The following is a 14,451-nucleotide window of genomic DNA, read 5'->3' as shown; positions in this document are numbered from 1 at the left end:
GGGGGCGATCTGTCCATCCGCCGCATCCACACCGCCGCCCGCCGCCGGTCAACCATGGAAACTCCGGCCGCCCTCCCGCGTGAAAGCAGTCCCGCCCCTGGAGCCCGGCACCAGCCCAGCACAGCCGCATTCGCACCGGAGACCCCATGACCGACAGCCCTCCCCCGGCCAGGCCGAACGCCGCCCAGCTCGCCTCCCCCTCCTACCGGCTACCGGTGCGCGATACCGACTTCCTAATGGGCCCATCCATGCGCGGCGTCCGCTTCCTGCTGGAATTCGCCAAGGCGGACGAGGCCCTGCGCGCCTGGCAGGTCCGCTCCACCATCGTCGTCTTCGGCAGCGCCCGCGTGCGCGAGGACGGCCCCGGCCGTCAGTCCTTCTGGTATGCCGAGGCCCGCGCCTTCGGCCGCATCGCCTCGCAACGCGGCGGCGCCTTCGAGGATGGCGAGGGCATCCGCGACAACGTGATCGCCACCGGCGGCGGCCCCGGCATCATGGAGGCCGCCAATCGCGGCGCGCATGATGCCGGCGCCCCCTCCATCGGCTTCAACATCCTGCTCCCGCATGAGCAGGGGCCGAACGCCTATTCCACGCCGGAGCTGACCTTCCGCTTCCACTACTTCGCCATGCGCAAGATGCACCTGGCGATGCGCGCCAACGCGCTCGTGGTCTTCCCCGGCGGCTTCGGCACGCTGGACGAGCTGTTCGAGATTCTGACCCTGCGACAGACGGAAAAGGCTCCGGAGGTCCCCATCGTCCTGGTGGACGAGTCCTACTGGCGCTCGGTCATCAACCTGGACGCCCTGCTCGAGGCCGGGATGATCGCCCCGCGCGACCTCGCCCTGTTCCGCTTCGCCGATGATGCGGAGACCGCCTGGGCCAGCCTGGTGGAACAGGGTCTGCCCCAGGTCTCCACCCCGCCCGAGCCCAAGCCGAAGGACATCTGAGCCCGTGGCGCCACTGCGCTAAGCCGGCAGCCCTTCCCCGCTCATCCCCGGCATGGCAGGTTCCGCCACTGTTTTCAGGGGGAAGTACAAGAATGGCCGGCATCTTCTGGCATCTCGGCGCCTGGTCCACCGAGGAACCCAAGATCCTCGGCCCGATGGACCACGCCTTCTGGCTTGGCTCGGTCATCTTCGACGGCGCCCGCGCCATCCGCGGCACCGTCCCCGACCTCGACCTGCACTGCCAGCGCGCCGTCCGCTCCGCCCGCAACATGCGCATGCAGCCCACCATGACGCCCGAGCAGATCGAGGAACTCTGCAAGGAGGGCGTCCGCCGGATGCCAGCTGACGCGGAGCTCTACATCCGCCCCATGTTCTTCGTCCGGAAGGGCCTCGGCGCCGCACAGCCCGACCCCGCCAGCACCGAATTCATCCTGGCGATCTACGACGCTCCCCTGCCCCCGCCCACCGGCTTCTCCGCCATCGCGGCGCCATTCCGCCGCCCGGCGCCCGACCAGGCTCCCACCGACGCCAAGGCCAGCGCCCTCTACCCCAACTCCGCCCGCGCGACAGGCTGGGCACAGGAACGCGGCTTCGACCTGTCCGTGGTGCTGGACCCCGAGGGCAATGTCGCCGAATTCGGCAGCGCCAACCTGATGATGGTGAAGGACGGCGTGGTGATGACGCCGGCAGCCAACGGCACCTTCCTCGCCGGCATCACCCGCGCCCGCATCATCAGCCTGTTGCGCGGCGCCGGGCGCGAGGTCCGCGAATGCACCGTCACCACCGGCATGCTCGAGACTGCCGACGAGATCTTTTCCACGGGCAACTACGCCAAGGTGCAGCCCTGCATCCGCTACGGCGACCATGACATGCAGCCCGGCCCCATCGCCGCAGAGGCGCGCCGCCTCTACTTCGACTTCGCCGAAACCGCCCGCATCATCCCTCGCGCCTGACCCGCCCGGGGCTGCGGACGGAACCCGCCGCCCCGAACCCCGTTTAACCTGTGTTGAAGACAGGAACGGGGCGCGAGGTGCCGGACAGCGATGCCAAGGGATGACGACCTTCCCGCCTCCACCCCGGCCCGCGCCCGGGCGGAGGCGCGCCGCCCACGCGCGGCGATGCTCGTCCTCGGGCTGATCGCCTTCCTCGCCGTCGCGATCCTGATCGACCGCGTGCTCATCATCCGTCCCGGCAACGCCCAGATGGTCGTGGTCAGCCGCGGGGGCGAAGTCACGGCGGTCTACCGCCCCGGCCAGATCGGCTTCCTCAATCCCTGGACCCACACCCGCGCCGCCTATGACATGGCCCTGGTCGCGGTGGACCGCTCCGCCCCCGATCGCGGCATGCCCGCGGTCAGTGCCGAAGGCCATCCGCTCACCGTCTACGGCACCGCCTTCTGGCGCGAGGGCGACGAGGAAGACCTGCGCTGGCGCTTCGCCCATATCCGCTGGAAGCATGACGCGAAGACCGACATGCTGAACCCGCTGATGGCCGCCTCCGTCCAGGCGGTGATGGGCCGTCACGGCATGGACGAGATCATCCGCGACAACACCACCATCGCCAACGCCCTCACCGAGGACCTGCGCACGCGCGCCCGCGAGTTGCTGCGTGTCGACGTCGCCCAGTTCTCCCTCACCCGCATCGATCCCGGCGAAAGCTACCGCGCCGTTGTCGCCGAGCGAGAAATGGGCCGCGCCCGCGCCGCAGCCCTCGCGGCATCCCCGGCGCTGACGACGGAGCATGGCAACGCGCTGGAGCTGGAGCGCATCCGCCGCTGGGACGGCCACGGCGTCATGCCGGAACTGGCCGTGCGTGGGGAGACCGCCCGCACGCCCCGCTGAAGCACGCTCGGTAGAGCACCCGGGCCGCGACCGGCCCCGGCGCCGCCCTCACGCGGTGCTTGGGGCAGGCGCAAGGATGCCCGCCATCCGCGACGTGCCGGCAGAACAGGCGCGCGCAAGATGCGCGGCAATGTCAGAATAGTTCAGAGCTACTTTGATCCTGAACCGGCCGGCCTGATCCCGATCAGCCCTTTAGTCCTTTCGCTTGCGCCGCACCGGCGGCACGTCCGTCCCGCCCGCCAGCAACGCCTCCAGCACCGCCCGGTCGGGCGTCCGCCCGTCGCGCGCCCGCAGCGCCCCTGCCGCCGAGGCGAAGCGCAGCGCCTGCTCCACCGGCTGCCCCTCTGCCAGGGCCAGCGCATAGGCCCCGTGGAATACGTCCCCGGCCCCGGTGGTGTTGGTCGCCTCGACGGGAAAGGCCGGCCGCACCGCCATCCGCTCCATCCCCGGCGCCAGCCAGAGCGTGCCCTTCTCTCCCTGCGTCACCGCCGCCAGCTGCAGCGGCCCCGCCTTCAGCGCCCGCGCCAGCCCCTCCTCGGGCGGAACCCCGGGCGCGAAGATCGTCAGTCCGCTGGTGGCGAAGATCACATGGTCGGCCAGCGGCACGAGCTGCCGCAGCACCCGCTCCTCGGTCTTCTCCGCATCCATGGCGCTCGGCAGCCCGCGCGCCCGCGCCATCCGGAAGGCCGCCTCTGCGGCCTCCGGCCAACGCGGGTCGCACAACAGCGCCCCAGCCTCCGCAAGGCGATCCAGCGGCAGGCCCGAAGCATCGGAGGGCAGCTTCTCCCCCCGATAGGTCACGATGCTCCGTTCTCCCATCTTGTCCACGATCACGGCCGAAAGCGGCGTCCGCGCCCCCTCCGCCATGACCATCCCGCCGGCATCGACGCCCTCCTCCTCCAGCGCCTGCCGCAGCTCCTCCCCCGCCTCGTCCCGGCCCACACGGCCCCAGAACACCGCCTCCCCGCCCAGCCGCACCACCGCGATCGCTGCATTGGCGGCCATGCCACCCACGCTCCGCGCATAGCCCCGCGCCGTCGTTTTGGAAGGTGGTAGCTCCACCTCGTCCACGCGGAAGGTATGGTCGGTCACCACCTGCCCGACGCAGACCACCACCGCCTTCCTGCCAACCCCCACCTTCCCAACCTCTCGGCCGGACCCATTCGCCCCCATGCGCGACCCCTCTTCCCTGCCCGGCTGGCTGGCCGCGCGAATCCTGCTCATCCGACCGGAGGCCATGGTCATCGACAAGCCCGCCGGCCTCCCGATCGACCCCGGCCGCCCCAGATCCACCACCGCGCGATCGGGCACTCCGCACCGCAGCGCCCCGATCGGAAGCACCCCGGTCGGCAACGCCCAGGGGACCCTACCGGCCAACGCCAGCCTCGCCGATTGGCTGCCCCTCCTGCAGCTTGGCAAGCGCCACCTGCCCCAGCCCGCCCACCGGCTGGACCAGGACACGGCCGGCTGCCTCGTCCTCGGCCGCACCAAGCCAGCCCTCGCCGCCCTCAACGCACTTTTCGCCGAACGCCGCGCGGAAAAGACCTATTGGGCCATCGTCACCGGCCAGCCCGGGCAAGACGCCGGCACCACCGACGCCCCCCTCCGCAAGACCAGCACCCGCGAATCCGGCTGGCGCATCGAGGCCCATCCAGAGGGCCAGCCCGCACGCACCGCCTGGCGCGTGCTCGGTCGGTCGGAAGACACCGCCTGGCTGGAGCTCCGCCCCACCACCGGCCGCACGCACCAGCTCCGCGTCCACTGCGCCCTGCTCGGTTGCCCCATCCTGGGCGATCCGCTCTATGGTCCGCAGATTGCCGCGCCGGGGCCCATGCACCTCCTCGCCCGCGCCATCCGCCTGCCCCTCGATCCGCCGCTGGAGGCCACCGCGCCCATTCCCGCGGCCATGGCCCCCGCATTCGCCCGCTGCGGCGCCGATACCGCCCCGCCCCACCCGGGCCGACCCGCGGCATGATCGCGATCAGACGAAACGCTCCATCCCGACCACACCGTCACGTCGGTTTGACGCCCCCCGCCCCGCCCTGCCAAAACCGAACGGTGGGAAGCGAATGACCATGCCGGAGGGGGCCCCGACAGCAATGCTCCTGCCCGCCGCGCCGGCAGGTGGCCCGGATGACGCGCAGCCCCATCACCGCGCGCGCGGCTGGACGCTCAGCCAGCGCCTCGCTTTCGTCTATGGCTGCGTCTCCTTCATTATCCTGCTTGGCGCCGGCATCTTCACCTGGTGGCAGGCCTCCACCCTCTCGGCCCGCAATGAAGACCTCGCGGTCGCCGAGACCCGGCGTATGGCCGAGCGCATCGGCAGCGTGCTCGCCCAGGCCCGCCAGGGCGTCTCCATCCTGGCAACGACCGACCCGTCCGCCCAAGGCCGCGAAACCTGCCAGGCAATGCTGAACGCCGCGCATCTCACCATGGACGCCGTCGTCCGCCACCTCGTCGCCATCGATGCCGAGCACCGCATCACCTGCTCCACCATCGCGGGCGCCGAGGGCGTGCTCTCGGCCGGCACCGTGATCCGCACCGCCGAGCTAACCGGCCGCCCCGTCACCGGCGCCTTGCACCAGTCCCAGTTCGGCCTCGGCACCGTTATCGGCGTCGGCCACCCGCTGCGCCGCAACGGCCGGCATGAAGGTGTCATCGTGGCTACGGTCACGGTGCATGACCTGCGCGACCTCACCACCCGCAGCCTGCCGGAGTTCGAGGGCCTGCGCGTCTGGCTCCGGGATTCCGCGGGTGCGAGCACGAGCCTCGTCGGCCCACCGGAACCGCTGCCCTCGCTCCCCGACGCGCTGCGCACCTCCTACCGCGCGGAACGCCCGGTGGGCGCGGGCACCGCCATGGATGGCGGCCGCTTCCTGATCGAGGCGTATGCCACCGACGACCTCGCCGTGGTCGTCGCCCTGCCCGAGCGCGCCATCCGTGCTGGTGCTCCGCTCAAAGTGGCGCTACCGCCACTGATCCTCGCCTTCATTCTCCTCGCCGGTCTCGGCGCGCTGTTCTGGTCCGTGCAGCGCTTCGTCGTCGCCCCACTCGAAGCCGCCACGCGCCGCCTGGAATCCTCCGAAAACGCGCCCCCGGGCGTCTCTCTCGCCGCCGATGCCGAAACCGACGCTGCCTCCGACGTGATGGAGCTGATCCGCCGCCTCGGCGCCACCCGCACCACCCGCGACGAGGCCATCCAGCTCCGCGACATGCTGCTGCGGGAAGCCCACCACCGCATCAAGAACCATCTCGCCCTCGTCGCCTCCTTCCTTCGCCTGCAGGAACGCCAGCTCTCCGACCACGCCGCGCTCCAGGCATTGCGCACTGCGCAGAACCGCATGGTCGCCATAGGCATGACCTATGAGCTGCTGCATGACGGCGCCGGCCAGTTCGCCGCGCTCGACAAGATGCTGGACCGCTTCTGCCGCGCCCTCGCCGCCCGCGACCTCACCGAGGGCCACGCCACCCAGGTCCTCGCCGACCTAGACCCGCTGGAGGTCCCGGCCGACATCGCCGTGAAGATCGCGCTGGTGGTGAACGAGCTGGCGACCAACGCCCTGAAATACGCCTTCGTCGGCCGCGGCCCGGGCACCATCCAGGTCACGCTCCGTCCCGCCGGCACCGGCGGCTTCACCCTGCGCATCGCCGATGATGGCGCCGGCATGCCGAAGGAGCCCAGCCGCGGCCTCGGCCTGACGGTGGTGGACAGCCTGCTGCGCGGCATCGACGCCACCATCGAGCGCCTTCCCGGCCCCGGCACCGCCTATCTCATCACTTGGCTGCCCCGCACCGCCCCCCAGGCCAACTGACAAAACTTGCCGGCAAGTAGGCACTTGTTCCTAATACCTTAGGGCCTAGCAAGCCCGAATTTTCAAAGACACCCTCGTCGTCACAGGAATGTGTGACGCCGGGTTGCGGCCGGCGCCAAGCAGCGATAGCCAAGAACACATGCAGCGGGGACTAACCACCCAGTATTCATGGGCCGGACGAAATCACTGCGTCGAAGCCGCTACATGACCAATGATTCTTTAACAAACAAACCATCACTAATTTCAAAATAATTAATAAATCAGAGGACGTCCCGAACCTCTCTTCTGGGATGCGCCGAGATCTCTTGGCGCACGGGGACTGTATTCATCATGGCGAATGAAGCTCACGGCTTCGCTTCCCTTAACGGCGGCACCACGGGCGGTGCCGGCGGTGCAACCGTTACGGTCACGACGGGCAAGGAACTCCTGGCCGCTATCGAGCAGGCCGGCACCTCGCCGCTCACGATCCAGGTCAAGGGCACGATCACGGCCTCCAACACGGGCGCCGACCAGATCACCCTGAACGACGTCCACAACCTCTCGATCATCGGCGCCGGCAATGGCGCGGAGTTCGACGGCATCGGCTTCCAGGTTAAGGGCGGCTCGTCCAACCTGATCTTCCAGAACCTCAAGATCCACGACGTCCGTGGCGGCGAGGGCGACGCGATCGGCATGGAAGGCGGCGCGCACAACATCTGGATCGACCACAACGAATTCTACAGCAGCATGTCGGTCGGCAAGGACTATTACGACGGCCTCGTCGACATGAAGCGCGGCGTGGAATACGTCACCGTCTCGAACAACAACTTCCACGACCACCACAAGGTGTCGCTCAACGGCTTCTCCGACAGCGACACCGGCGGCCGTTACGTCACCTACGACCACAACATCTTCGAGAACATCGGCGCACGCGCGCCGCTCGTCCGTGACGGCGAAGTCCACGTCTACGACAACTACTACAAGGACGTGACGGAATCCGCGGTCAACATCCGCATGGGCGCCGAGGCCCTGGTCGAGAACAACGTCTTCGAGAACGTCCGCAACCCGATCGTCAGCCTCGACAGCGACGAGATCGGCTTCTGGAATCTCAGCGGCAATGTGTTCGAGGGCGTCACCTGGGGCGATGTCGACGGCAACGAGGCCAGCGCGCAGGACGGCAAGTCGACCACCGACTATGACGTGCCCTATGACTACGCGCTGGTTGCCGCCGCTTCCGTGAAGGCTCATGTCACCGCCAATGCCGGCGTGGGCAAGCTCGACGGCTCGCACAGCACCCCTGTCGTCACCTCGCCCGTCGTCACCCAGCCCAGTGTCCCCGACACGGATGAGGACGACACGGACAGCGGTAACACCGGCAGCAACACCGAGGACGGCAACACGGATACCGGCACCACCACGCCGGATGCCAGCCCCGCCCTGCCCGACAGCGATGACGACGCCCCCGGCGACGCCACGCCGACCACCGTTGCGACCGGCTCCGCCGACCACCTGGCCGGCACCTCCGGCAACGATGTCATCGACGCCAGGGGCGGCGCCGACATCGTGCAGGCCGGCGCCGGCGATGACACGCTCTCGGGCGGCACCGGCAGCGACACGCTGAACGGCGATGCCGGCAAGGACACGCTCGACGGCGGCAGCGGAACGGACACGCTGAACGGCGGCGACGGCAACGACACGCTCATCGGCGGCACCGGCAAGGACACGCTGGTTGGTGGCAGCGGCAACGACACGCTCACCGGCGGCGCGGCCAAGGACATGCTGACCGGCGGCGCGGAGAATGATCGCTTCTCCTTCACCGCCCTGTCTCATAGCAAGGCCGGCAGCGGCCACGACGTCATCACCGACTTCGGCGACGGCGACGTGATCGACCTCTCCGCCATGGGCTCCTTCACCTTCCGGGGCAGCGAGGACTTCACCGGCCAGGATGGCGAGCTGCACGCCATCGAGTCCGGAGACAACACCCTCGTCCAGGCCGATGCCGACGGCGACGGCCGGGCCGATTTCCAGGTCGAGCTCACCGGCCACCACACGCTCGCGGCCAGCGACTTCATCCTCTGATCGCGCGACGGCGCGGGCCCGGATCCCCAGCGGATCCGGGCCCCGTCACCTTCCCTATTCCACCCCCCGCATCCGGATCCGCACCGGCGCGCTCGCCGCCGCCCCGGCGGCATCCAGCACCGTCACACGGTAAAAGCCCGGCCCCGGCGGCACCCAGCCCGCCTCCCGCCGCGCCCCTCCCGAAGCCACCGGCACCCCATCCACAAGAAAGGTGAAGGGCCGCCGCCCCCCGGCTGCCCGGATCGTCAGCGGCCCTTCCTCGATCACCGCCCCCGCCGGCGGGAACAGCAGCCGCAGACCATCCACCACCCCGGCCGCCATACCCACCCCCGGCCCCACCACCCGCACACCCCCAGGCACCGCGCGCGGCGCCGAAGGCATCGTCGAGAAAACCCGCGCCAGCACCGGCAGCGCGAGCGTCAGCCCGGTCGCCCCCGGCAGCGCCGTCCCATCCGGCCGACCTACCCAGACGCCGGCCACATGCCGCGCATCGAAGCCGACCGCCCAGGCATCCCGCCCGCCCCAAGAGGTCCCGGTCTTCCAGGCCACGCCACCCGGTCCGCCATCGGGGAAGGGCCGCGTCAGGATCTCCGCCACCGCCTCCGCCGCGCTCCCGCGCACCACCGGATCGCCCTCGCCGCCCGCGCCGCCGGGCAGCACCCGCAACACCCCGGCCCGCCCGCCATCCCCAATCGCCGCCGTCACACCCACCAGCTCGCGCAGCGTGATCCCCGCGCCGCCCAGCGCCAGCGGCAGGGCCGCCCCGGCCCCGGGCGGCATGCGCGGCGGCGCCCCCAGCATCTTCAGCGCCGAGGCGAAGCGGATCGGCCCCAGCGCCTCCATCAGCGCCACCGCCGGCAGGTTCAGCGACTGCCGCAGCGCCGAGGCCGCCGTCACCCGTCCCGAAAACCCTTGCGCGTATTTCTCCGGCGCCCAATCCCCGAAGCGCCGCGGCAGGTCCTCCATCACCGTCCCCGGCGAGGCCAGCCCGCGATCGAAGGCCATGGCATACAACAGCGGCTTCAGCGCCGAGCCCGGCGAGCGCACCGCCCGTGTCAGGTCCAGCGCCCCCGCGCGCCCCTCCGCCAGCCACTCCCCACCCACCAGCGCCCGCACCTCGCGCGCCCCCAGCTCCGCGACCACGATCGCCACCGAGCCCCGCTCCGGCAGCCCGCCCAGCACCTCCCGCGCTAACCCTTCCATGGCGCGCTGCAGCCCGGCATCCAACACTGTCCGCACTACCCCATCCGCGAAGGCTCGCCCGTCCGCGGCCCCAGGCTCCCGCCCCGCCGGGCCGCCACCGTCCGCCCGCGCCACCTCCCGCGCCACCTCCCGCGCGAGATGCGGCGCCAGCCCCGGCATCCCCAGCCGCGCCGAAGGCACGGCCTCCCCCATCGCCGCCACCCGCTCCTCTTCCGGCAGCGCGGCAGCCCCCCGCCACCGCAACACTGCATCCCGCGCGGCCAGCGCCGCCGCCGAATGCCGGTCGGGCCGCAGCGCCTCCGGCCGCCGCGGCACCGCCACCAGCAGCGCCGCCTCCGCCACCCCGATCCGCTCCACCGGCCGCCCGAACCAGGCCAGCGCCCCAGCCCGCACGCCTTCCAGATTCCCGCCCATCGGCGCCAGAGCCAGCCAGACCCGCAGCACCCCGGCCTTGCCGTAGCGCCATTCCAGCTGCATCGCCCGCAGCGCCTCGATGGCCTTGCTGCGCAGGTTCCGCGGCCGCGGCTCCAGCAGCCGCGCAGCCTGCATGGATAGGGTGGAGCCACCCGAAACCACCCGCCCCGCCCGCACCCATTCCCCGGCCGCACGCATCACCGCGAGCGGATCAACCCCCGGATGCCACCGGAACCGCCGGTCCTCCGCCGCCACCAACAGGTCCACCAGATGCGCGGGCACCTCCCCGGCCTCCACCGGCAGCCGCCACACCCCGCCCGGCGCCGGCAGCGCGGAAAGCACCCGCCCCTCCCGGTCCACCACCACGCGCCCGACCGCTTCCAGCCGCGACAGGTCCGGCGGGCAGGCACGGTCCAGCGCCCAGAGCCCCAGCGGCAGCCCCGCCCCGAGCACCGCAACCAACGCCAGCGCGTCCAGCCCCCGCCGCATCACCGGCCCTTCCGCCATCCCGCCGGGCACTCTCCCGCGCCGCCGGGCGCCGCATCAAGGCGTCACCGCGCCTCCGGCCGGAAGGTCACCACACGGTAGAGGTAGAGCAGCACGATCCCCCCCATCACGACATTCGAGGCCGGGTTCACATAGGCCGCCACCCGCCCATGCTGCTCCTCCAGAAGATACCCCACCCCCGCCAGCACCCCGCACCACACGGCCGTCCCAAGGCTGGTGAACAGCACGAAGGGCAGCAGCGGCATCCCCGCGATCCCCGCCGGAATCGATACCAGCGTCCGCACCGCCGGCACGAAATGCCCCAGCAGCACTGCCGCCCGCCCATGCCGCTCGAACCACTCGGAGGCCCGGTCCACCTCCCCAGGTGAAATCGTCAGCCAGCGCCCATGCGTTCCCGTCCAGCGCCGCAGCCGATCCCGTCCCACCCGGCGCGCGATTCCGTACCAGAACAGCGCCCCGAGCACCGTCCCGACCGTCCCCGCCAACACCACGAGGAAGATGTTCAACTCCCCCCGCGCAGCCGTGAATCCTGCGAGCGGCATAATCAGCTCAGAGGGGATGGGCGGAAACACATTCTCGGCCAGCATCAGCAAGGCGATGCCGAGATACCCGGTCTGCCCCACCAATCCCGTGATCCAGTCGAACATGCGTGCTCCTCCGTGCGGCTTTGGAGGTGAACGCGGGACAAGGCCAGGGGCTTTGCCCCTGGACCGCACCGGGGGCCGAACGCGACCCTCGGACCCCGCGGTCTGTTGTCGCGCCTGAGGTCGATGTCCTCAGACGCCTGTGAGGGCAGACCTAACCTATCTCTAAAGCCTGGCTTTGAATGCCTCTTCGGCACAGCCTATTAGCTCATGGGGTCGATAAGGCTTCTGGACTACCGGCGTATCGCGGTACGCCTCGTCGAGCCCAACGCGCCCGTAACCAGTGGCGAAGATGAACGGAACGGCTCGTTCGCGCAGAATTTCGGCGACAGGATAGCTGCGAGCCGACCCAAGATTGACGTCCAGTATGGCCAGCTCGATTCTCTCATCCGCCGCGAGGACCAACGCCTCCTTGAGGTCCATGGCAAGTATTACTTCGCATCCGGCATCCAGCAGGATGTCCTCCGCAAGGGCGGCCACAAGGCTCTCGTCCTCGACGAGCAGCACGCGACGGCCGGCGAGCGCCTCCACTGTTCGTTCCAGTCTCAGGCAGCCGAACCAGAGGCGTTTTTGAGCGCCTCATGGTCGGCGGGGTTGGCCGAGGGGAGGCGCAGGTTCATCGCGCAGACGAGGCCGCCTGGACGGTAATCGAGCGTCACCGATCCGGAGAACTCCATCGCGAATTGCCGTTCCAGGAGACGGGTGCCGAAGCCTTTCTGCGCCGGCGACGTCACCTCCGGGCCGCCGCTCTCCTCCCAGCGCATCGCGAGGCGTTCGCATCCATCCTCCTTGAGAACCGACCATTCGAGGAGGATCTTGCCTTCGGGGACCGACAGGGAGCCGTACTTGGCGGCGTTGGTCGCCAACTCGTGGAGCACCATCGAGAGCGAAACCACCATCTTGGGACCAAGAGGGTAGTCGCGGCCGACAAGCTCAAAGCACCCAAGCGTGTTGTAGGGCGCAATGGCGATGCTGACAGTGCTGCGGAGACTTGCGCCCGTCCATCCCTGGGCCGTCAGCACGTCATGCGCGGCCGAGAGTGCGGAGAGCCGGCCCATGAACGCCTCGCGCGCATCAGCATCCGCGCTCTTCAACGACTGAAAGGCGATGGACTGGACGGCGGCAAGCGTATTTTTCACCCTATGATTCAGCTCGTCGATGAGCAGGCGTTGTTGCTCTCTGGCCGCTTTCTCGGCGCGGATGTCACGCACCTCGATGATGGTGCCGACTGTGTTCGACGCCTCGTCGCGAATGGGGCTCGCGGTGTAGGCCACGGGATAGAAGCCGCCGTTCTTGTGAACGAAGACTTCTTCTCCCTGCATCTGGTTGTGCTCGGGAAATGCTCGATCAATGGCGCACTCGCAGAGCGGGAACGGCTGCCCGTCGGGATAGGTATGGTGGATGATATCATGGAGCGGCCTGTCGAGCGCCAGCACCTCACTAAGCGTGTAGCCAGTGAGCTTCTCCGCCGCCTTGTTCATGTAGATACAGTGCTGGCGACCGTTCATGAGGAGAATGGAAACGGTGGCGTTGTCGAGCACCGCCTGGAGACGCCGCTCGCTGTCGTCCAACACAGTTGGATTACCACCGTGGCCCACAGGCGTCATATCCCCCGAACCAGCCATCTGTGAACCTTGGCAACTGCCGATTGAAAGGACTGCGTTACCTGGAGGAACACAGGTCCGCAACGGGGCGGGAGCAGGCCTGACGCGGCCAGACTGGGCATGTCCGCTTCTGGAGGCACGGCCCTGGGGCCGGATGGACGGCCTTCGGCCAGTTCAGGCCATCCGGCGCTTGGCTAAACGGCTCGCATCGACATCCGGTCGCCAGGCTGAGGCGGACATCCGATTCCCTGGCCTTTACGAGCTTTTCACGCCGCCGAGCGCGGTAGCTCTTCCCTCCGGTGGAGCGATATTTCCGGGGATTGATTCAAACCAAGCAGCTAATACCGAAGCCTAATTTCACGACTTGTTGGGCGCTGCTGCCCCATACGGCTAAAAACCGATCGTGGGGTCCGGGGTGGCCGCCACCCCGGCGGAGGTCCGGAGGCGGAGCCTCCGGCTCACCGCCCCCGCAACTCCCGAACATGCTCCAGATGCCACCGCGCATACCCATCCCCCACCTGCCCCAGCCGGTCCCGCAGCAGCACATGCGCGTCCCGCAGCCGGTGGAAGGGGATGAACGGATACAGGTGATGCTCTGCATGGAAGGGCATCTCCCACATCAGCAGCCGCACCGGCGCCACCGTCATCATGGTGCGCGTGTTGGTCAGCCCATTGGCATCCTCAGTGCAGCCCGTGTGCTCCGTCAGCAGGTAGAGCCGCAGCAGCGGTTGCCCCAGCAGCTGCGGCCCCACCCAGAACAGGAGCACCGCCTCCCAGCCAAAGACCAGCCCCGCTGCCACGGCCAGCACCACCGTCAGCGCCGACCCCGCCCGCACGCTCGCGATCACCCGCGGCGCCGTCGCCGGATGGATGAAGGGATAGGCCGACATGTCCCCCCGCCATCCCCGCATCCAAACCGTCAGTTGCGCCTGCCAGTAAGGCAGCCCGACGATCCGCCCGACATAGCTCGCCAGGTTCCCCGGCGGCGGCGGGGACAACTCCGGATCATGCTCCGGGTCCTGCGTGTGCTTGTGATGGGCCAGGTGGAACTGCTGGTAGAAATGCCAGTTCCGAAGTGCCGGCAGCGCCGCGATCCAGCCCACCACCGCATTCGCGCGGCGGGACTTGAAGGCCGTGTAATGGCAGGTCTCGTGAAGCGGCGCGAAGAGCGCCGCCTGGATCGCCCCCGCCAGCACCATGGCCGGCACCACCAGCACCCAGGGCACAACGGCAATCAGCCATCCGCTGCCCAGGATCAGCGCCAGATGCACCGCCGCCCGCGCCCAGCCCTTCGCATCCGAACGCGTGTTCAGATGCATCATCTCCCGCGGCTTTGGCGCCGCCATCGTCGCGCTCATCGGGACCTCCCGGCTGCCTCAACTTCCTTAGCGGCAAACGGCAAGCAAGGACCGGGCCGTCCC

12 protein-coding genes are annotated in these 14,451 nt (G+C 69.5%); 6 read left to right on the top strand and 6 right to left on the bottom strand.

The window, feature by feature from the left end:
- The first annotated feature begins 146 nt into the window (after nucleotides 1-146).
- From GSE44_RS18270 to GSE44_RS18260, 3 genes are all read left to right on the top strand, one after another.
- A complete protein-coding gene (locus tag GSE44_RS18270; RefSeq protein ID WP_159350270.1) occupies nucleotides 147-947 on the top strand; it encodes an LOG family protein in 801 nt (266 codons plus the stop codon).
- Between the two features lie 92 nt (nucleotides 948-1,039).
- The gene (locus tag GSE44_RS18265; RefSeq protein WP_159350269.1) at nucleotides 1,040-1,900 is read left to right on the top strand and encodes a branched-chain amino acid aminotransferase; all 861 of its coding nucleotides are present in this window, start codon (nucleotides 1,040-1,042) and stop codon (nucleotides 1,898-1,900) included.
- Nucleotides 1,901-1,990: 90 nt separating this feature from the next.
- Entirely contained in the window at nucleotides 1,991-2,788 is a 798-nt protein-coding gene (locus GSE44_RS18260) for an SPFH domain-containing protein (protein ID WP_159350268.1), read from the top strand.
- A 192-nt stretch (nucleotides 2,789-2,980) separates the two neighbouring features.
- Here GSE44_RS18260 and GSE44_RS18255 read toward each other — a convergent pair whose 3' ends face one another.
- The gene (locus GSE44_RS18255) at nucleotides 2,981-3,925 is read right to left on the bottom strand and encodes a PfkB family carbohydrate kinase (protein ID WP_201306130.1); all 945 of its coding nucleotides are present in this window, start codon (nucleotides 3,923-3,925) and stop codon (nucleotides 2,981-2,983) included.
- 34 nt (nucleotides 3,926-3,959) lie between these two features.
- On the opposite strand from GSE44_RS18255, the gene GSE44_RS18250 reads away from it, so the two are divergent.
- The 3 genes from GSE44_RS18250 (at nucleotide 3,960) to GSE44_RS18240 (ending at nucleotide 8,658) form a co-directional block, all read left to right on the top strand.
- The gene (locus GSE44_RS18250; RefSeq protein WP_235924924.1) at nucleotides 3,960-4,763 is read left to right on the top strand and encodes a pseudouridine synthase family protein; all 804 of its coding nucleotides are present in this window, start codon (nucleotides 3,960-3,962) and stop codon (nucleotides 4,761-4,763) included.
- Between the two features lie 124 nt (nucleotides 4,764-4,887).
- Nucleotides 4,888-6,600: a sensor histidine kinase gene (locus tag GSE44_RS18245; RefSeq protein WP_159350266.1), complete on the top strand. Its 1,713-nt coding sequence runs from the start codon at nucleotides 4,888-4,890 to the stop codon at nucleotides 6,598-6,600.
- Nucleotides 6,601-6,930: 330 nt separating this feature from the next.
- Nucleotides 6,931-8,658, top strand: coding sequence for a pectate lyase family protein (locus GSE44_RS18240; RefSeq protein WP_159350265.1), 1,728 nt, complete (start codon nucleotides 6,931-6,933; stop codon nucleotides 8,656-8,658).
- A gap of 54 nt (nucleotides 8,659-8,712) precedes the next feature.
- Here the strand turns inward: GSE44_RS18240 and pbpC are convergent, their stop codons facing one another.
- From pbpC to GSE44_RS18215, 5 genes are all read right to left on the bottom strand, one after another.
- Nucleotides 8,713-10,782: a penicillin-binding protein 1C gene (gene pbpC, locus GSE44_RS18235; RefSeq protein WP_159350264.1), complete on the bottom strand. Its 2,070-nt coding sequence runs from the start codon at nucleotides 10,780-10,782 to the stop codon at nucleotides 8,713-8,715.
- 44 nt (nucleotides 10,783-10,826) lie between these two features.
- Complete coding sequence (locus GSE44_RS18230) at nucleotides 10,827-11,429, bottom strand: DedA family protein (RefSeq protein ID WP_159350263.1); 603 nt, start codon at nucleotides 11,427-11,429, stop codon at nucleotides 10,827-10,829.
- 162 nt (nucleotides 11,430-11,591) lie between these two features.
- Nucleotides 11,592-11,957, bottom strand: coding sequence for a response regulator (locus GSE44_RS18225; protein WP_159350262.1), 366 nt, complete (start codon nucleotides 11,955-11,957; stop codon nucleotides 11,592-11,594).
- Between the two features lie 14 nt (nucleotides 11,958-11,971).
- Nucleotides 11,972-12,997 (bottom strand): PAS domain-containing sensor histidine kinase, encoded by a 1,026-nt coding sequence (locus tag GSE44_RS18220; protein ID WP_201306129.1) that lies wholly within the window; start codon nucleotides 12,995-12,997, stop codon nucleotides 11,972-11,974.
- 491 nt (nucleotides 12,998-13,488) lie between these two features.
- Nucleotides 13,489-14,388, bottom strand: coding sequence for a fatty acid desaturase (locus GSE44_RS18215; RefSeq protein ID WP_159350260.1), 900 nt, complete (start codon nucleotides 14,386-14,388; stop codon nucleotides 13,489-13,491).
- Nucleotides 14,389-14,451 lie beyond the last annotated feature (63 nt).

It is taken from the genome of Muricoccus harenae (genome assembly GCF_009848505.1).
Lineage (GTDB): Bacteria > Pseudomonadota > Alphaproteobacteria > Acetobacterales > Acetobacteraceae > Roseomonas > Roseomonas harenae.
The sequence above is the reverse complement of the archived record's forward strand: the minus strand, read 5'-3'. Positions and strand labels throughout refer to the sequence as shown.

Bases quoted from the DNA above. Each gene is read 5' to 3' on its own strand.
- GSE44_RS18270 (WP_159350270.1), top strand. From the start codon at position 147: ATGACCGACAGCCCTCCCCCGGCCAGGCCGAACGCCGCCCAGCTCGCC.
- GSE44_RS18265 (WP_159350269.1), top strand. From the start codon at position 1,040: ATGGCCGGCATCTTCTGGCATCTCGGCGCCTGGTCCACCGAGGAACCC.
- GSE44_RS18260 (WP_159350268.1), top strand. From the start codon at position 1,991: ATGCCAAGGGATGACGACCTTCCCGCCTCCACCCCGGCCCGCGCCCGG.
- GSE44_RS18250 (WP_235924924.1), top strand. From the start codon at position 3,960: ATGCGCGACCCCTCTTCCCTGCCCGGCTGGCTGGCCGCGCGAATCCTG.
- GSE44_RS18245 (WP_159350266.1), top strand. From the start codon at position 4,888: ATGCTCCTGCCCGCCGCGCCGGCAGGTGGCCCGGATGACGCGCAGCCC.
- GSE44_RS18240 (WP_159350265.1), top strand. From the start codon at position 6,931: ATGGCGAATGAAGCTCACGGCTTCGCTTCCCTTAACGGCGGCACCACG.
- pbpC (WP_159350264.1), bottom strand. From the start codon at position 10,782: ATGGCGGAAGGGCCGGTGATGCGGCGGGGGCTGGACGCGCTGGCGTTG.
- GSE44_RS18230 (WP_159350263.1), bottom strand. From the start codon at position 11,429: ATGTTCGACTGGATCACGGGATTGGTGGGGCAGACCGGGTATCTCGGC.
- GSE44_RS18215 (WP_159350260.1), bottom strand. From the start codon at position 14,388: ATGAGCGCGACGATGGCGGCGCCAAAGCCGCGGGAGATGATGCATCTG.